A 17,960-nucleotide genomic window follows, 5' to 3' on the forward strand; every position below is an offset into this window, starting at 1 on the left:
CGCGCCTTCGGGCGCGTTTTTCGTTTCTCTGGGGGGCGCTATTGCGCGGGCTGCAGGTCCTGGCGCAACAGCTCCAGCGCCTCGCGCGGTCCACCGGAAACGATCTGCGTCGGCACCGCCAGCATCAGGTTCAGCGGCAGGCCGAAGGCTTCCAGGATATTGCCGTCGCGGTCCTGGCCCGGTCGCTCGCCCAGCCATTCCGGGTATTTGCGGCGCAGGCGCTCGACGTAGCTGCCAGCGTCCGGCAGGTAGCCGTACAGCGGTTTGCCGAGCGCGGCGGCGTAGCCGACCTCGAAGCAGGTGCCGCTGTCCGGCTCGCTGCCGCGAAAGGACGCCAGGTTGGCCAGCACGCAGTCGGCCTCGGCGAGCATCCGCAGGTTGGCGCGGTACAGCCAGATGGCCTGCTCGTGCGGCGCTTCGATCTCCTCCGGCAACTGGTTGTCCAGCGGGAACAAGCCCTCGAAACCGTACTCCGCGCACAGCGCCTTGAGCCGTGTGCCGTGCGCGGCGGCATCGGGGCGGAACACGTCGGGGCCGGCCAGGTAGATCTTCAGCATGGGTGGCACCTGTTCAGTCGCTCATAGCCCCATCAGGGACAGCATGAGGAAGGTGGCGAAGAGCACGAAGTGGGTCATGCCTTCGATGGCGTTGGTCTTGCCGTCATGCAGGTTGAAGCCGGCGACCATCAGGGTGATGAACATCATGCCGGTCTGCAGCGGGGTCATGGCCATCTGGATCGGCTGACCCTTGAACAGCGCCAGGGCTTCGATCACCGGCACGGTGAGGATCACTGTCGACAGCGAGGCGCCGAGGGCGATGTTGACCACCGGCTGCATGCGGTTGGCCAGGGCGGCGCGCAGCGCGGTGAGAATCTCCGGGCTGGCGGAGATGGCCGCGACCAGCAGGGCCGGGACGATCGGCGGCACGCCGCTGCCTTCCAGGCCGACGTCCAGGGCTTTCGACATGACCTCGGCGAGGGCGCCGATCAGCACCACCCCGAGCATCAGCAGGATCATCGACTGGCGGGTGCTGCCGGCGGCCTGGTGGCCGTCGTGCTGTTCGCCGTGCACCGCGTAGTTGTAGGCGAAGAAGTAGCTGTGCTGGCCGGTCTGCATGCGCAGGAACAGGCCGTAGAGCATGACCATGCAGCCGATGGTGAACAGCGAGTAGAGCTTCCAGTGGGCGGCCGGGATCAGCTCGGGGACGACCATGGAGATGCCCACGGCGGTGAGGATCATGGTCACGTAGGTCTTGCCCGAGTCATCGTTGTACGACTGCTCGCCGTGCTTCAGGCCGCCGAGCAGCGCGGCCAGGCCGAGGATGCCGTTCATGTCGAGCATCACCGCGGCGTAGATGGTGTCGCGGGCGAGGGTCGGCGAATGGTTGTGGCCCATCATGATGGCCAGGATGACCACCTCGACCAGTACCGCGGCGAGGGTCAGGATCATGGTGCCGTAGGGCTCGCCGACCTTCTCGGCGAGGATTTCGGCGTGGTGCGCGACCCGCAGCGAGACGCTGATGATCGACGCCAGGAGAATCACGGCGACGCCGCCGGCGAGGCTCTTGCCGCCTTCCAGCAGGCTGTGTTCCAGGGGATAGACCAGCACCGCCAGGAGCACGGCAAGGAGGAGGAATTTTTCGTCTTTGAACAGGCGAAGCATCGAGGGATATCCATTCCGGGGGAAAACAGGCGCCCATCTTAGGCAATGCCCGCCACCTTGCCCACTGCGCACCAGCAGGTGGCACGGGCGCACCATCGGCTATCAGCGGAGCGCCGGCGAGGCGGGCGCGGGCGCCTGGCACGGGGCACTTGTCCACTTGGTCAGGTTATTGCATCGGGCGGACGCCGGGGGAACGAGGTTCCCTTCGCCATCCGACACCGCATCGACAGGAGCGTCTCCGCACCATGAAGAACAAGACCCTGAACACCCTGCTGCGTGGCCTCGCCCTGGCCATGGGCATTGGCGCCAGCCTCGGCGCCATGGCCGATCCGCTGAAGGTCGGTTTCGTCTATGTCGGCCCGGTCGGCGACCACGGCTGGACCTACCAGCACGAGATGGGCCGCCGCGAACTGGCCGAGCATTTCGGCGACAAGGTGCAGACCAGCTATGTCGAGAACGTCGCCGAGGGTGCCGACGCCGAGCGGGTCATCCGCAACATGGCGAAGGATGGCTACAACCTGATCTTCACCACCTCCTTCGGCTTCATGAACCCCACCGACAAGGTCGCCCGGCAGTTCCCCAAGGTCACCTTCGAGCACGCCACCGGCTACAAGCATGAGAAGAACCTCGGCACCTACCTGTCGTCGTCCTACGAGGGCCGCTATGTCGGCGGCTACCTGGCGGCGAAGATGACCAAGACGCACAAGATCGGCTACATCGCCTCCTTCCCCATCCCCGAGGTGATCCGCGATATCAACGCCATCCAGCTGGCGCTGAACAAGTACGACCCGCAGGCCGAACTCAAGGTCATGTGGGTCAGCACCTGGTTCGATCCGGGCAAAGAGGCCGACGCCGCCAACGCGCTGATCGACCAGGGCGTCGACGTGCTCTTCCAGCACACCGACAGCCCGGCGCCGATCCAGGCCGCCGAGCGTCGCGGCGTCTATGCCGTGGGCTATGCCTCGGACATGCAGCACTTCGGCCCGAAGACCGTGCTGACCTCCATCGTCAACGACTGGGGCCCGCACTACATCAAGACCACCCAGGCGGTCCTGGATGGCAACTGGAAGCCGCAGGACTTCTGGGGCGGCCTGGCCGAAGAGACCATCGTCCTGCCGCTTAACAAGGACCTGCTGCCGCCGGCCGTGCAGGACGAGGCGAGCAAGATGATCGCCGACATCAAGAGCGGCGCCTTCCACCCCTTCACCGGGCCGATCAAGGACCAGGGCGGCAAGGAGCGCATCGCCGCCGGCGCGGTGGCCAGCAACGCCGACCTGGCGGCGATGGACTACTACGTCGAAGGCATCAAGGCCGAATTGCCGAAGTGAGCCAACAGCGCCCGTAGGATGGGATGAGGAACGAAACCCATGCGCGTCTTGCAGGCCGCTGGGTATCGCTGCGCATCACCCGTCCTACGCTGCGCCCGAGCCGTGAACGAGAATCCACCATGGACCGTCTACCCGTCATCGATATCGCCCCGCTCTACGCCAGCGACCCGGCTGCCTGGACAGCGGTCGCCCGGCAGATCGACAGCGCCTGCCGCGAATGGGGCTTCTTCTATATCAAGGGCCACCCGATTCCGGCCCAGCGCTTCGCTGACCTGTTGCAGGCGGCGCGGACCTTCTTCGCCCAGCCGGCCGCGGAAAAGCTGAAGATCGATATCACCCGCAGCCGCAACCATCGTGGCTACGGCGCCATCGCCAGCGAGCAGCTCGACCCCGAGCGGCCCAGTGACTTCAAGGAAACCTTCGACATGGCCCTGCACTTGCCGCCCGAGCACCCCGACGTGCTCGCCGGCAAGTCCTTCTACGGCCCCAACCGCCACCCCGAGCTGCCGGGCTGGGAGGCGCTGCTCGAAGGCCATTACGCCGACATGCTGGCCCTGGCCAAGACGGTGCTGCGCGCGCTCGCCATCGCCCTGGGCATCGACGCCGATTTCTTCGAGCGGCGCTTCGAGCAGCCGGTCAGCGTGTTCCGCATGATCCACTACCCGCCGGCCGCGGCGCGGCAGAGCGACGACCAGCCGGGCGCCGGCGCGCACACCGATTACGGCTGCGTGACCCTGCTGTACCAGGACGACGCCGGCGGTCTGCAGGTGCAGAACCGCCAGGGCGAGTGGATCGACGCGCCGCCCATCGACGGCACCTTCGTGGTCAACATCGGCGACATGATGGCGCGCTGGAGCAACGACCGTTACCGCTCGACCCCGCACCGGGTGATCAGCCCGCAGGGCGTCGATCGTTACGCCATGCCGTTCTTCGCCGAACCGCACATGGACACCGAGATCGCCTGCCTGCCGGGCTGTTTCGATGCCGAGCGGCCGCCGAAGTACCCGCCGACCACCTGCGCCGAGTGGCTCACCGCGCGCTTCGCCGCGACCTACGCCTACCGGCGCGAGGGGGCGGCCTAGGCGGCCGCTCCGGGCGCTGGCGTCTGCGCAGGCAGGCAGTGCGCCGGCGTCCAGGCGCCGGCATGCATGCCATAATCCCCGGCATACGCCCGATGACGAGACCCTGACCATGTACGACTGGCTCAATGCCCTGCCCAAGGCTGAACTGCACCTGCATCTGGAAGGCACCCTGGAGCCCGAACTGTTGTTCGCCCTGGCCGAGCGCAACCAGGTGGCGCTGCCCTGGGCCGACGTCGACAGCCTGCGCAAGGCCTACGCGTTCAACAACCTGCAGGAGTTCCTCGACCTCTACTACGCCGGCGCCGACGTGCTGCGCAGCGAACAGGACTTCTACGACCTGACCTGGGCCTACCTGCTCAAGTGCAAGGAACAGAACGTCATCCACGTCGAGCCTTTCTTCGACCCGCAGACCCACACCGACCGTGGCATTCCCTTCGAGGTGGTGCTGCGCGGCATCCACCAGGCACTCGTGGACGGCGAGAAGCAACTGGGCATCCGCCACGGCCTGATCCTCAGCTTCCTCCGGCACCTCTCCGAGGAGGCGGCGTTCAACACCTTCGAGCAGGCCCTGCCGTTCCGCGACGCCTTCATCGCCGTGGGCCTCGACAGCTCCGAAGTCGGCCACCCGCCGCGCAAGTTCCAACGTGTCTTCGAGCGAGCCCGCGCCGAGGGCTTCCTCGCCGTCGCCCATGCCGGCGAGGAAGGCCCGCCGGAGTACATCTGGGAAGCCCTCGACCTGCTCAAGGTCCAGCGCATCGACCACGGCGTGCGCGCCAGCGAGGACGAGCGGCTGATGCAGCGCATCATCGACGAGCAGATCCCGCTGACCGTCTGCCCGTTGTCCAACACCAAGCTCCGCGTGTTCAAGCACATGCGCGAGCACAACATCCTCGACATGCTCGAACGCGGCGTGAAGGTCACGGTGAACTCCGACGACCCGGCCTACTTCGGCGGCTACGTCAACGAGAACTTCCAGGCCCTGCGCGAGCACCTGGGCATGAGCGAAGCGCAGGCCAAGCGCCTGGCGCAGAACAGCCTGGATGCGCGCCTGGTGAAGTGAATCCAGCCGGCGCGCGGCGATTCCGCCGCGCGCTCCGCCCCGTTCTACCCGGCTCGCGCCGGCCGCCGTACAAGGCCCCCGCATGCATACCGTCGTCTCCGTCGTCCTGCCCATCTTCGCGCTGATCCTGGTCGGCTGGCTGTGCCGCAAGAGCAACCGCCTCGGGCCCAATGCCGCCTCCGAGATCAATCGCTTGGTGGTCTGGCTGTGCCTGCCGGCGCTGCTGTTCAAGGTCACCGCCACCTCGAGCTGGGCGCAGATCTGGCAGCCTGGCTTCCTCGTCGCCTTCACCGGCGGCTGCCTGCTGGTGTTCTTCGCCACCCTCGGCTGGCGCCTGTGGCAAGGCCGCGCGCTGCCGGCGGCGAGCATCGATGGGCTGAGCGCTTCCTACGCGAATACCGGCTACATGGGCATCCCGCTGTGCCTGCTGGTGTTCGGCCAGGACGGCCTGGAGCCGGCGCTGATCGCCTCGCTGCTGGTGGTCTGCGTGCTCTTCGCGATTGCCGTGGTGTGCATCGAGGTCGGTCTGCAGAGCGAAAGGCACATCGGTCGCGCGGTCGCGGTGGTGCTCAAGGCGCTGCTGAAGAACCCGCTGGTGGTCTCGCCGCTCGTCGGTGGGCTCTGGGCCGCCGGCGGTGTCGCCTTGCCAGCGCCGCTGCTGCACTTCCTCGACCTGCTGGCGGCGGCCACCACGCCTTGCGCGCTGGTCTCGCTCGGCCTGTTCCTGGCGCAGAAGCAGGAAGGCCCGCGTGTCGGCGCCTGGCCGCTGGTGGCGATCAAACTGGTCGGCCAGCCGCTGCTCACCGGCGTGCTCGCCTATAAGGTGTTCGCGCTGCCGCCGTTGTGGGCCGATTCGGCGCTGCTGCTCAGCGCCCTGCCCACCGGCACCGGACCTTACATGCTCGCCGAGTACTACCAGCGCGAGGCGCCGGTGGTGTCGCGCAGCATCCTGCTATCGACCCTGCTGTCGCTGCTCAGCCTGTCGCTGTGCCTGCTGTGGATAGCGCGCTGAGCGGTGGCTTTCGGCGGGGGGGGGAGGCGGCAGGCTTCATCCGTCGTTTGGCCGCTGGATAACGCCTTGGGCGTCACGCATCGCGCGTGATACGGGAAGGGCGGACAGGGGAATAAAAAAACGGGTCTGCCATCCGCAATGGCAGACCCGCTCGCAAACGTAGATGGCGCGGCGACGGGCCGGGACCCGGCCACCGCGCCTGACGCGCCCCTCAGGCGTAAGGCCCGAATTGCGTCAGCGTTGCGATCAAGCCGGTTCGGTCAGCGTGCCCGTGGCACGCCCGGATCGTTGGCGGCCGGAGATCTTCCAGGCGTCGCCGGCCGGTGCGTGGCCCTTGTCGTAGGGCTTGGCCAGCAGCATGTAGACCAGGCCCGCGCCAATCACCACGGCGGTGGTCAGGATCATCCCGTAGTTCAGGTACCAGGGAGCGTCCGGGGTGCGCGGCCAGACCATGTTGACGATGGCGCCGACGCCATAGATCAGCGCGGCGACGTTCACCGGCACGCCCCATTTGCCCAGGGTGAACTGGCCGCTGGGCAGCCAGCCCTTGGCGCGGGCGATGAGCGCGGCGAGCACGATCAACTGGAAGGACACGTAGATGCCGATGGCGGCGAAGCCGACGATGGTGGCCACGGCGTCGGCCATGAACAGACCGAGGCAGACGATGGCCGCCGGCATCACGCCGCTGACGATCAGCGCGAAGGCCGGTACATGGTTGCCGTTCAGGCGGCTGAGCAGCTTGCTGCCGACGATCATCTCGTCACGCGCATAGGCGAACAGCAGGCGGCTGGCGGCGGCTTGCAGGCTGAGCACGCAGGACACGAAGGAAACCATGACCACGGCCATCACCAGCTTGGAGCCGGTCGGGCCGAAGGCGTTGGCGAGGATGGTGGTGACCGGGTCGGTATCCTGGCCGGCCAGGACCTTCTGCATGTCCGGCACCGAGAGGATCAGCGCCAGGCAGGCGAACATCGCAGCGGCGCCGCCGATGTAGATGGTCATGCGCATGGTCTTGGGGATCATGCGGCCCGGGTTCGGGGTTTCCTCGGCGACGTCGCCGCAGGCCTCGAAGCCGTAGTACTGGAACAGGCCCGCCAGCGAAGCGGCGAGGAAGGCCGGCCAGTAGGAGCCGTCGATCTTGATGTCGAAGGTGTTGAACAGCACGCTGAACGGCTGGTGACGCTCGAAGATCAGCAGGTAGCCGCCCACCAGCAGGGCGCCGACCAGTTCGCAGATGAAGCCGAACATGGCGACCCGCGCCAGCAGCTTGGTGCCGCTGAGGTTGAGCACGGTGGACACGCCGATCAGCGCCAGGGCGATGACGATGGTGGCGTTGGAGTGCGAGTCATAGCCGAGCATGGCGGCCATGTACGGGCCGGCGCCAACGGCGATGCCGGCGATGCTGCTGCACAGCGCCCAGGCGTAGACCCAGCCGACCATCCAGGCCCAGCGCTTGCCCACCAGGCGCCGCGCCCAGGGATAGACGCCGCCGGAAATCGGGAACTGCGAAACCACCTCGCAGAACACCAGGCAGACCAGCATCTGGCCCAGGCCGATCAGCAGGTAGGTCCAGAACATCGGCGGACCGCCAGCGGCCAGGCACAGGCCGAACAGGGTGTAGACGCCGACTACCGGCGACAGATAGGTAAAGCCGAGGGAGAAGTTTTCCCACAGGCTCATGCTGCGCTCGAAGTTCGAGCTGTAGCCAAGCGCGCGCAGCTGCTCGGCGTCTTGATCGGTTGCGCCAGCGGCACGCGTGGCAGGAGACCCACTCATCGTTATTTCCTCTCAGGGGGTATGGGCAGTACTGAATCGGCCGGCGGACCTCACGCATCCGCCGGCTACCCTTTCGGGTGTTTTCTTATGGTTCGCGACGGATCACTTGCCGTCGTCGTATTTCGAGAGCCACTCCACCGCCGCGTCGCGGTAGCGGGTGAAGCCCTTGTAGTCCACCAGTTCCTGGTTGAGGGTCTTGAGCACGCGGTGCATGCGCTTGGCCCAGGCCGGATTGGTGGCGATTTCTTCCAGGCTCAGCAGGTAGGTGCGGATCGGGAAGACGATGGCGTTGCTGCGCGGCAGGCGGTGCAGCGGTTGCAGCTCGATGCGCAGGTAGACTTTCTGCCCGGCGTTCTCGGCGGTCACCGTGGTGCGGTCCGGGGCCCACTCGGGCAGGCTTTCGGCGGACACATCGAGGCGCGGGTTGACCGTCAGCGACCAGTTCAGGCGGCGCACCGGGTGGCCGCAGCGCAGGCGCAGGAGGAACTTCAGCGCGCGGTCGAGCATGCCGGTTTCCTTGACCAGCGGCACCGGGCCGTGGAACTCGTGCCAGGCCATGCCCAGGTTGAAGCGCAGCGAGTAGTCGGCGCGCTGGGTGGCGATGCCGGCGCCCCAGTACAGGGTGCCGTCGCGCTCTTCCTGCAGCACCCAGTCGCCCTGGGCCTGACGGGTGATGTATTCCATCGGCTCGTAGGGCAGGGTCGACGCGTCGCCGAAGGTGAAGGTGTCGTCGATGTTCAGCAGCTTGTTGGTCCAGTGCCAGCGAGCGCCGTCCTTCTCCAGGCTGAAGTACTCCGGGTAGTCATGGGCGTAGGACTCCATGATCAGTTCGAGCAGGTCCCACTGCGCTTCCATCATGTGCGGCGCCGAGACGTAGTGCATGCCCGGGTCTTTTTCCAGGGTGATGGCACGGTCGCGGCATTCGCTGATGTAGTGCTCGTCGATGTCGAACACGGCGCGGAAGGCGCCGTCGCCCACCGACACGTGCGGCTCCAGGTTCATCGAGTACATGTACTCGTCGTCCGGGAACGGGAAGGGCGCGCGGGCGATGCACTCCGGGCTGTTGGCGTAGGTGTAGTCGTCGCGGTAGGTTTCGTCGGGGCGGAATTGGATGGTCATGGTCGTTCTCCGGCTCAGCAGTCGATGACCAGCCGCGAGCACTTGGCACGCGACACGCAGGGCATGATTTTCTTGTTGGCGGCTTTGTCTTCGTCGGACAGCCAGTCATCGGTGTGGAGGATCTCGCCATCGAGTTCCAGCACCTCGGTTTCGCAGGCGCCACAGGCGCCGCCACGGCACAGGTAGGGAATCTCGTGACCGGCGGCCTCGGCGGCTTCCAGCAGGCTCTGGTCGGGCGAGACTTCGATGGTCGCGCCGCTGCGCGCCAGGGTGACGCTGAAGGCCTCGCCGACGCTGCCCTGTTCGAGGAAGCGCTCGTAGTGGATGTGGCTCTCGGTCCAGCCGTGGGCACGGGCGCTGGACAGGGTGTCCTGGATCATCGACTCCGGTCCGCAGACGTAGACGTCGCTGCCCAGCGGGCGGTCGGCCAGCACGGCGGAGATGTTCAGTTGCTCGCCGCGGTCGTTGAGGTACAGGTGCACGCGATCGCCGTATTCGCGCTTGAGTTCTTCGCCCAGGCGCGCATGTTCGGCGCCGCGCAGTGCCAGGTGCACCTCGAAGGGTTTGCCGGTCAGGCGCAGTTCGGCCAGTTGCGAGCACACCGGGGTGATGCCGACGCCGCCGGCGATGAACAGGTGCAGGCGCGCGTGCTTGCTCAGCGGGAACAGGTTGACCGGACGCAGGATCTCCAGCTCGTCGCCTTCCTTCACCGCATCGTGCATGCGCCGCGAGCCGCCGCGGCCGTCTTCGACGCGGCGCACGGCGATCTGGTAGCTGCTCGAGTCGTAGGGCGAGCTCATCAGCGAGTAGGCGTTACGGTAGCTGCCGCCCTCGTGGGGGATCAGCACCACCACGTTGCTGCCACCGGAGAACGGCGGCAGGTGCGCGCCATCGGTGGAGACCAGGGTGAAGCGCTTGATCTCCGGGGTGACTTGTTCGATACGCGCGACGCGTACGCTCAGGGTTCCGTTGCTCAGGCTCATGTGTCGAGCTCCTCGGCTTCCGGCAGCTCGCCGGGGACTTCGGCATCGGCCTTGACTGCCTGGAAGGCGGCCAGGCGGCGGGAGTAGTGATCGCGCACGACCAGCATGCGCTGGCAGTGCGGGCACTCGAAGACGCGCTGGGTGACGTTCTCGGTGTAGCTGTCGCAGTGCACGCACCAGACGCGGCGGACGAAGGAGCCGCAGTGCTCGCGCAGCACTTCGTCCTTGTTCAGGTTGCAGGCATCGGCGGCCTGCATGGCGGTGCCGATGAAGCTCTCCGAGCCGGCCAGGTAGAGCCGGGTGCCCATGCGCGACGCTTGCAGCAGGCGGTGCAGGTCTTCGACCAGGGCCTGGTTGCTCGGATAGGTCTTCAGCTCGATGCCGGACAGGTCGCGCAGGGCGCCCAGGTGGTTCTGTCCGGAGAAGCTTTCGCTGGAATAGAGCACGGTGACGGGCACGTCGCGCGGCAGCTCGTCGAGCAGGCGGAGCATGGCGCTACCGCCGCTGCCCTGGCCGGCCACGATGTGGTGCTTGCCGCCTTCGAGCGGGCGCAAATGGTCATAGACCGGCCTGCTCTTGATACCTGTAATGAGCATTGTTCTTGTACCTCCAGGGCTGCCAGCAGCTCCCGCTGGGGGGATGGCTGGCGCGATTCGAAAACCCGCTCACGGGGACGGGCTGGAGATACCTTCAGCACAGGCTGTGCCAATATTTTAAGTAATTGAAATGTAAGGATTTTGTCTGTCTGATAGGGGCGGAGTGTAAGCAGAAATGACTACGTCGGTAGGCAAAAGCGCAGCATTCGCCGAGGGCGCGCTGGCATCTCCCTATGCCGGCCGTGGCGCGCGCTGGCGGATGACCGCTCAGTCGCGCTGCAACTTGCGGATCAGCGTGCCGACATCGATGCCAAGGTGCTGGGCCGCCTTGCGCTTGCTGCCGCACAGGCGCACGGCACGCAGGATCAGTTGGCGCTCATAGCGCTGGACCTGGGCCTTGAGCGGCTCGTCGTCGCTGCCGGCGGGCAGGGTGGCGGCGCTGTCGTCGTCCCTCTCCAGCGCGGTACCGGTGCCGAGCAATTCCGGTGGCAGGTGCTGCTCTTCGGCCACGTCGTCGGCGAGTACCGCCAGGCGCTCGAAGATGTTCACCAGCTCGCGGATGTTGCCGGGGAAGTCGTAGCCCAGCAGGCGCTGGCGGCAGGCGGTGGACAGCCGCAGCGGCGGTTGGCGGTCGCGGTTGATGCGCGCCAGGAGGATGTCCATCAGCACCGGCAGGTCGTCGCGGTGGGCGCGCAGCGGCGGAATGTCCACCGGCAGCACCGCCAGACGGTAGTAGAGGTCGGCGCGGAACAGCCCGGCGGCGACCAGCGCCTTCAGGTCTTTGTTGGTGGCAGCGATCACCTGCACCTGGACCTTCTTCGACAGCGGCGAACCGACCGGCTGGATGGTGCCGTCGTCGAGGAACTTGAGCATCTTGGCCTGCACCTGCAGGGGAATCTCACCGATCTCGTCGAGGAACAGGGTGCCGCCAGCGGCGCTTTCGATGTAGCCGCGCTTGCCTTGCTGCAGCGCGCCGGTGAAGGCGCCGCGTTCGTAGCCGAACATCTCCGACTCGAAGAGGGTTTCCGGGATGCTCGCGCAGTTCACGTCGATGAAGGGCCGGTCGCCCCAGCCGGCGGCACGGTGGATATGCCGGGCGATGGCGGTCTTGCCGACGCCGGGTTCGCCGAGCAGCAGCAGGCGTGCGCGGCGGCGGAAGGCGCGCACGCCCATGTCGGCGATGGAGGACAGCAGCGGCGACATGTGCAGCGAGTTGTCCTGCGGGTCACCGAGGCTCGGCGAGCTGTCGGCGAGCGGCGCCTGGGGCGCGCGCGCGACGTTCTCGCGCGGTTCGTACTCGCGCTGGATCAGCAGGCTGTAGGGCTTCTCGTAGGCGCCGGTGGGCACACTCTGCACCACGCTGAGGAAGACCCGGCCGTCGCGCGAGCGGGTCAGCGCGCTCTTGCCGCCGCGGCGCACGCTCTGCAGGTAGTCGTCGAACTGCAGCGCCGAGCGCTGGAAGAAGTCGCTATCCGACAGCCCCAGCACGTCCTGGCGCGACACCCGGTTGATGCGCTCGGCGGCGAGGTTGAGGAAGCGCACCCGCGAGTCGCCGTCGCAGACGATCAGCGCCTCGCTGAAGCTGTCCAGCAAGGCATGCAGGGCCGGGGTTTCCAGCAGCGCGGCAAGCATCTCGGCGGTGATGCTCACCGACGAGCGCATGCCCATGCGCATGGGCGCGAAGAACCCCTCGCCGTTCATGGATGCAGCTCCGCCAGCGGCCGTTCGGCGCCGACCGGACGCAGCACCACCACGCGCCAGGCCACGCCCTCGCGGATGAGGATGCGCGAGCAATGGCTGTCGAAGCCGCGAAAGCCGCCGTACTGGTCGGACAGCTCCAGGCGCTGCCAGGTGCGCTCGGGCAGCGGCAGGCGGTCGAGGGTGGCGGCCACGCTGGCGGCGCGGGTGATGCCGAAGATCTGCTCGAAGGCGGCGTTGCGCCACTGCGGCTGGACCTGTTCGTCGATCACCAGCACGGCGTCGGGCACCGCGTCGAAGACCCGGCGCAGGGCCTCGATGCGCTGCTCGGCGTCGTGCTGCATGCGCAGCTCCTGGCTGACGTCGCGCAGGCTGCCCCACATGCGCAGCATGCGGCCGTTGTGGATGCTGGCGCGCACGTCGTTCTCCACGTAGGCCGGCGAGCCGTCGTGGCGGCGGTCCACCGAGAGCGCGCCATCGACGTGGAACTCGGCCTCGATCAGGCGCCGCACGAACTCCTCGTTGGCCGGGCTGCGCGGCCAGTACAGGCGCACCGGCTGCTGGCCGAAATCGACGTCCGCCGGCATCTCGTAGATGGCCGCCATGGCGCGGTTGCACATGCGCCAGTAAGAGCGGTTCTCGAACACCTGGCGGACGATCTCGTCGGGCGTCTGGCGGATGTCCACCGGCTCGACGAACTCGATGCACCAGTAGGCCACCTTGGCGCTGTAGAGCATCTGGCTCATCACTTCGTTGGCGCTCTGCAGCTCGCCGAGGCGCCGGGCGATGCCGCCCAGCGGCATCTTCGCCAGGTGCAGGCGCGGCGTCTGCCCGTCGCGCCATTGCAGCAGGCCGCTGGCGAGCACCGGCAGCAGGCCGCCGTTGTGGCGGATCAGGGTCAGCTCCAGGTCCTGCACGCGTTCGTCGGCCGGCGGATTGGCGAACAACTGATGCAGGGCGCGCACCGAGTCGGCGGTGTACACCTGTTCGATGCCCTGGCCGGAGAGGGCGCCGGGCGCGTAGCCGAGTTGGTCGCTCTGCTCGGCGGAAACCTCCAGGAAGCGTCCATCCGGGGCGATGCTGTCGGTCAGCAGCAAGCCTCTGTCGAGCAGCAGGCGTAGCGGTTCCATCTATCTTTCTCCATACGCAGTAACGGTCGGCCGGCGCGACGCGCGCATGGGCCATCGGGTGCTCCACGCAGGTTGCATGCCAGGGGCGCGGGCCCGGAACAGAGGGCTTCGCTGGCGCTGTCCAGGCCAGGTGTATGCAGAAATGCAGCACTGTGAGTGTTTGCGCAGCGTTTGTCCTCAGGGTAGCCGGTTGCCAGGTCCGCGTCAGCGTCTGGCGACGGAAGCGTCCATGGCGTCCGGTCCGGGGCCAGGGGAAGCGTCTCTGGTTAGCATCCTATGTTAATGTCCTGCACATGTTTCCCAGGGAGGCTGGCTCATGATCGCCGTACGTGACGCCTGGAAGGCCGGACAACTGCACCTGCAGCACTGGCCGCGCAACCTGCTGGCGGGGCTGATCGTCGGGGTGGTGGCGTTGCCGCTGGCGATGGCCTTCGCCATTGCCTCCGGGGTCAAGCCCGAGCAGGGCCTGTACACCGCCATCGTCGCCGGCATCGTGGTGTCGCTGTTCGGTGGCAGCCGGGTGCAGATCGCCGGGCCGACCGGCGCCTTCATCGTCATCCTCGCCGGGATCACCGCACGCTACGGTGTCGATGGACTGCAACTGGCCACGCTGATGGCCGGGGTGATCCTGCTGCTGCTCGGGGTGAGCCGCCTGGGCAGCGTCATCAAGTACATCCCCGACCCGGTCATCGTCGGCTTCACCGCCGGCATCGGGGTGATCATCTGGGTCGGCCAGTGGAAAGACTTCTTCGGCTTGCCGGCGGTGAACGGCGAGCACTTCCACCAGAAGCTCTGGCATCTGCTGCAGGCGCTGCCGCAATTGCACCTGGCGACCACCCTGCTGGCCCTGTTGAGTCTCGCCCTGGTCCTCTACGGTCCGCGCCTGCGCGGCCTGTCGCGGTTGCCCGGTCCGCTGCTGGCGATGGTGGTGGTGAGCCTGTTGCAGGCGCTGTTCCACTTCGACGGCGTGGCCACCATCGGCAGCGCCTTCGGCGGCATCCCCCGTGGCCTGCCGGCGCCGAGCCTGCCGGAGATCAGCCTGCCCCGCGTGCTCGAACTGATCGGCCCGGCCTTCGCCATCGCCATGCTCGGCGCCATCGAGTCGCTGCTCTCGGCGGTGGTCGCCGACGGCATGGCCGGCACCCGCCACGACTCCAACCAGGAACTCATCGGCCAGGGGCTGGCCAACCTGCTCGCCCCGTTGTTCGGCGGTTTCGCCGCGACCGGCGCCATCGCGCGGACCGCCACCAACATCCGCAACGGCGGCAGCAGTCCGCTGGCCGGCATCGCTCACTCGCTGACCCTGGTGCTGATCATTCTCTTCCTCGCGCCCCTGGCCTCGAGCATTCCGCTCTGCGCGTTGGCGGCGATCCTCTTCGTGGTGGCCTGGAACATGAGCGAGGCCAAGCACTTCGTGCGCATGGTCCGCCGGGCGCCGCGCGCCGACGTGACCATCCTGCTGATCACCTTCGGCCTGACAGTGTTCAGCGACCTGGTGATCGCGGTGAATATCGGCGTGATCCTCGCCATGCTGCTGTTCATGCGGCGCATGGCGTCGGCAGTGGAGGTGCAGCAGATCGGCGGCGCCGAGCTGGAGGATGAACTGCGCGGCAAGGGCCTGGGCACGCCACCGCCCGGCGTGCTGGTGTACACCATCGAAGGGCCGCTGTTCTTCGGCGCCGCGGAAACCTTCGAGCGCGCCCTGGCGCAGACCCACAGCGATCCGCGGTTATTGGTGATCCGCCTGAAGCGCGTGCCCTTCATGGACATCACCGGCATGCAGACCCTGGAAGAAGTGATCCAGCAACTGCACAAGCGCGGGGTGACGGTGAAACTCTGCGAGGCGGGGAAACGCGTGCTGGCCAAGCTGAGCAAGGCCGGGGTGATCGAGACGATAGGTGCGCACAACTACCACGCCGACTTCGCCTCGGCGCTGGCCGCCTGCGGCGAACGCGAAGCGGCGCCAGCCGCGCCCTAGGCTGGGGTGGAGCACAGCGATACCCATCGGTCTTCTGCGGCGCGTGGCTCAAGCCATCGCGCGGGCGAAGCGCTCAGTCCTGCGCGGCGCCGCCCACCTTGGGCTGGGTGGCGTAGCTGACGCCGTGGCTTTCCAGGTAGTCGCGGATCAGTTGGCGCACGACTTGCGAGGGCGTCAGGTCCTGGCTGGCGCAGAGCTCCTCGAACGCCTTCTTCTTCATGGGGTCGATCAGCACGGTGAGGCGTGCGGTACGGTTTTCCATAAGCCGGCCTGCTTGCTCGGAGCGCGGAAGTTGCGCGAATTCTAATGCCGCGCTCCGGCGCCTGCCATGGCGCACGCTGTTGGCGCCGCGAGGCGCCGGCCTGGCAGTCAGTGGCCGAGCAGGCCGAGCTGGCGGAACAGGCTCAGGTTGTCCTCGATGTGCCAGTTGTCGGCGATGCGCCCATCGGCGATGCGATAGATATCGGTGGCAATGAAGTCCACCGCCTGGCCCTTGCCCTGGGTGTCCTCGAAGCGCCCGCTGAAGTGCCCGCGGAAGCGCAGGTGCACGACCACCCGGTCGCCGCTGACCAGCATCTGTTCGATGCGGCAGTTCAGGTCGGGAATCGCTGCCTTCATGGTGCGCGAGGCCTGCAGCGGACCTTCCAGCCCCTGCGCGCGCCCGGCCGGCAGGGTGCGGTCGGTGAAGTCCGGCGCCAGCGCGGCCTTGGCCAGGGCCGGATCGCCGCTGTCCCAGAAGCTGGCGTAGCGGCGCGCGGCGAGAATCTGTGCATCGCGCTGGGCCGCCGGCAGCGACGCATCGGCGATGAGCTGTGCCGGTTCGACCAGGGCTGGCGTGGCGAATGCCTGCTGCGTGGCGAACCCGGCGAGCAGGCCCAGGGTGACGAGGGCGGGACGGATACGGGACATGGCGACTCCTGGAGCGGTTGGTGCGCGGCGGCGGGGTGCGCCGTGCGGGGAGTGGCCATTCTCGGTTGCCTGAATCGGATGAAATAGGCTATCCAGGCTGATGAATCCTTTCCCTGGCGTGAAGAATCCATGATCGACAACCTGCCCGCGCTGGTCGCCTTCGAGCGCATTGTCCGTAGCGGCAGCCTGTCCGCCGCGGCCCGCGAACTGGATCTGTCCCTGGCGGTGGTGAGCAAGCGCCTGGCGCAGCTGGAGAGTGACCTCGGCGTGCGCCTGTTGCAACGCACCACGCGGCGCCAGACCCTGACCGAGGAGGGCGCGCTGTTCCATGCCAGCGTGCTGCGCGTGCTCGCCGAGCTGCAAGCCGCGGAAGAGCAGATCAGCCAGCGCCGGCAGCACATCAGCGGCTCGCTGCGGCTGAGCGCGCCGGTGGACCTGGGACGGCGCTGGATCGCCCCCATCGTCGGTGACTTCCAGCGCCTGCATCCGCAGGTGAACATCCAACTGGAACTGAGCGATCTGCTCATCGACCTGCTCGATGGCGGCCTGGACCTGGCCGTGCGCGTCGGCAGCCTGGCCGATTCCTCGCTGATCGCCCGGCCGCTGGCGGACAACTACCGGGTGCTTTGCGCCGCGCCGAGCTACCTGCGCGAGCAGGGCGCGCCCGCCCATCCGTCCGAACTGGCGGCGCACCGCTGCCTGCTCAATGGCGACCAGCCGCGCAGCGATTGGCGCTTCCAGGGGCCGGAGGGCGAGTCCATCGGGGTGCGGGTGAAGGGCGTGCTGGTCAGCAACGATGGCGGCGCGGTCTCCGCCTGGGCGCTGGCCGGCATGGGCATCGCGCTGAAATCGATCTGGGATGTCGGCGACGACCTCGCCGCCGGCCGCCTGCTGCCGGTGTTGCCGGCCTACCGCGCGGCGGCGGCGCCGTTGCAGGCCCTCTATCCCCACGCCAACCACCTGGCGCCGCGCGTGCGGGCCCTGGTCGACTACCTGCGCCAACGCCTGGGTGAGGCGTGGCGCTGGGGTGGCGCGGAGGCATGAGAGGACCCCGGCGGATGCCGGGGCCGTTCAGTGGCGCGGCCTCATTCGCCGCGGATGTAGCTTTCCAACTGCTGGATCAGCGACGCCTGCTCGGCGATGGCCTCCTTGACCAGGTCACCGATGGACAGCAGGCCGAGCAGTTGGCCGTTCTCCACCACCGGCAGGTGGCGCAGGTGGCGGTCGGTCATGATGTTCATGCAGGTGTCGATGCTTTGCTGCGAGTCCACCGTGACCACCGGCGAACTCATGATGGCGCTGACCGGCGTGCCCACCGAGGAGCGCCCCTGGAGAACCATCTTGCGGGCATAGTCGCGCTCGCTGATCACCCCGACCACCTGGCCGTCCTCCACCACCGGCAGGGCGCCGACATTCTTCGCCGCCATCACCCGCAGGGCGTCGAGCACCATCTGCTGCGGCGAAATGGTATGGACCTCCTGGGTCTGTTTGGTGTGCAGCAGTTGTGCAACGGTCTTCATGCTGAGAGCCCCTCTTTGGTGTGCATGGAGCGACGCTTTCGCTCGCGAATGGCCGACAGGATTGGGCAGCGGCGGCGCGCAGGCAATGCTGGAAACGCCATCGACCCC

The 17,960-nt window shown here is 67.5% G+C and carries 17 protein-coding genes; 6 read left to right on the forward strand and 11 right to left on the reverse strand.

The annotated features are described in order from the left end of the window. Positions 1 to 38: 38 nt before the first annotated feature. A complete protein-coding gene (locus BLQ74_RS16790) occupies positions 39 to 557 on the reverse strand; it encodes a nucleoside 2-deoxyribosyltransferase (protein ID WP_090264201.1) in 519 nt (172 codons plus the stop codon). A gap of 21 nt (positions 558 to 578) precedes the next feature. Next, positions 579 to 1,661: a calcium:cation antiporter gene (locus BLQ74_RS16795; protein ID WP_090264203.1), complete on the reverse strand. Its 1,083-nt coding sequence runs from the start codon at positions 1,659 to 1,661 to the stop codon at positions 579 to 581. 245 nt (positions 1,662 to 1,906) lie between these two features. Between BLQ74_RS16795 and BLQ74_RS16800 the strand changes: the two genes are divergently transcribed. The 4 genes from BLQ74_RS16800 to BLQ74_RS16815 all read left to right on the forward strand — a co-directional run bounded on the left by BLQ74_RS16800 (position 1,907) and on the right by BLQ74_RS16815 (position 6,143). After that, positions 1,907 to 2,989, forward strand: coding sequence for a BMP family ABC transporter substrate-binding protein (locus tag BLQ74_RS16800; protein WP_090264205.1), 1,083 nt, complete (start codon positions 1,907 to 1,909; stop codon positions 2,987 to 2,989). A gap of 119 nt (positions 2,990 to 3,108) precedes the next feature. Beyond that, a complete protein-coding gene (locus BLQ74_RS16805) occupies positions 3,109 to 4,071 on the forward strand; it encodes an isopenicillin N synthase family dioxygenase (RefSeq protein WP_090264207.1) in 963 nt (320 codons plus the stop codon). 109 nt (positions 4,072 to 4,180) lie between these two features. Then, positions 4,181 to 5,131, forward strand: coding sequence for an adenosine deaminase (locus BLQ74_RS16810; RefSeq protein WP_090264210.1), 951 nt, complete (start codon positions 4,181 to 4,183; stop codon positions 5,129 to 5,131). A gap of 82 nt (positions 5,132 to 5,213) precedes the next feature. After that, on the forward strand, positions 5,214 to 6,143 hold the full coding sequence (locus BLQ74_RS16815) for an AEC family transporter (RefSeq protein ID WP_090264212.1): 930 nt from the start codon (positions 5,214 to 5,216) through the stop codon (positions 6,141 to 6,143). Between the two features lie 246 nt (positions 6,144 to 6,389). Here the strand turns inward: BLQ74_RS16815 and BLQ74_RS16820 are convergent, their stop codons facing one another. The 6 genes from BLQ74_RS16820 to BLQ74_RS16845 all read right to left on the reverse strand — a co-directional run bounded on the left by BLQ74_RS16820 (position 6,390) and on the right by BLQ74_RS16845 (position 13,445). After that, positions 6,390 to 7,919 carry an APC family permease gene (locus BLQ74_RS16820; protein ID WP_090264215.1) on the reverse strand — a complete coding sequence of 510 codons (1,530 nt, stop codon included), beginning with the start codon at positions 7,917 to 7,919 and terminating at the stop codon, positions 6,390 to 6,392. A 102-nt stretch (positions 7,920 to 8,021) separates the two neighbouring features. Continuing rightward, entirely contained in the window at positions 8,022 to 9,038 is a 1,017-nt protein-coding gene (locus BLQ74_RS16825; protein ID WP_090264217.1) for a heme-dependent oxidative N-demethylase family protein, read from the reverse strand. Between the two features lie 14 nt (positions 9,039 to 9,052). Then, a complete protein-coding gene (locus BLQ74_RS16830; RefSeq protein ID WP_090264219.1) occupies positions 9,053 to 10,021 on the reverse strand; it encodes a PDR/VanB family oxidoreductase in 969 nt (322 codons plus the stop codon). Beyond that, positions 10,018 to 10,617: a dimethylamine monooxygenase subunit DmmA family protein gene (locus BLQ74_RS16835; protein WP_090264222.1), complete on the reverse strand. Its 600-nt coding sequence runs from the start codon at positions 10,615 to 10,617 to the stop codon at positions 10,018 to 10,020. The genes BLQ74_RS16830 and BLQ74_RS16835 overlap by 4 nt, the downstream gene beginning before the upstream one ends. A 267-nt stretch (positions 10,618 to 10,884) precedes the next feature. Then, positions 10,885 to 12,318 (reverse strand): sigma-54 interaction domain-containing protein, encoded by a 1,434-nt coding sequence (locus BLQ74_RS16840; protein ID WP_090264224.1) that lies wholly within the window; start codon positions 12,316 to 12,318, stop codon positions 10,885 to 10,887. Next, a complete protein-coding gene (locus BLQ74_RS16845; RefSeq protein ID WP_090264226.1) occupies positions 12,315 to 13,445 on the reverse strand; it encodes a PAS domain-containing protein in 1,131 nt (376 codons plus the stop codon). Before BLQ74_RS16845 ends, BLQ74_RS16840 begins: the two co-directional genes overlap by 4 nt. Before the next feature lie 316 nt (positions 13,446 to 13,761). Here BLQ74_RS16845 and BLQ74_RS16850 point away from each other — a divergent pair, with 316 nt between their 5' ends. Beyond that, positions 13,762 to 15,423, forward strand: coding sequence for a SulP family inorganic anion transporter (locus tag BLQ74_RS16850; RefSeq protein ID WP_090264229.1), 1,662 nt, complete (start codon positions 13,762 to 13,764; stop codon positions 15,421 to 15,423). A gap of 73 nt (positions 15,424 to 15,496) precedes the next feature. Here the strand turns inward: BLQ74_RS16850 and BLQ74_RS16855 are convergent, their stop codons facing one another. Together BLQ74_RS16855 and BLQ74_RS16860 are read right to left on the reverse strand one after the other, a co-directional pair. Then, entirely contained in the window at positions 15,497 to 15,685 is a 189-nt protein-coding gene (locus BLQ74_RS16855) for a ribbon-helix-helix protein, CopG family (RefSeq protein ID WP_090264232.1), read from the reverse strand. A gap of 107 nt (positions 15,686 to 15,792) precedes the next feature. After that, positions 15,793 to 16,332 (reverse strand): ester cyclase, encoded by a 540-nt coding sequence (locus BLQ74_RS16860; protein ID WP_090264234.1) that lies wholly within the window; start codon positions 16,330 to 16,332, stop codon positions 15,793 to 15,795. Positions 16,333 to 16,461: 129 nt separating this feature from the next. Here BLQ74_RS16860 and BLQ74_RS16865 point away from each other — a divergent pair, with 129 nt between their 5' ends. Further along, entirely contained in the window at positions 16,462 to 17,376 is a 915-nt protein-coding gene (locus BLQ74_RS16865) for a LysR family transcriptional regulator (RefSeq protein WP_090264236.1), read from the forward strand. A 41-nt stretch (positions 17,377 to 17,417) separates the two neighbouring features. Here the strand turns inward: BLQ74_RS16865 and BLQ74_RS16870 are convergent, their stop codons facing one another. Next, positions 17,418 to 17,852 carry a CBS domain-containing protein gene (locus BLQ74_RS16870; RefSeq protein ID WP_090264238.1) on the reverse strand — a complete coding sequence of 145 codons (435 nt, stop codon included), beginning with the start codon at positions 17,850 to 17,852 and terminating at the stop codon, positions 17,418 to 17,420. Positions 17,853 to 17,960: the final 108 nt, after the last annotated feature.

Source organism: Pseudomonas panipatensis (assembly GCF_900099785.1).
GTDB lineage: Bacteria > Pseudomonadota > Gammaproteobacteria > Pseudomonadales > Pseudomonadaceae > Pseudomonas > Pseudomonas panipatensis.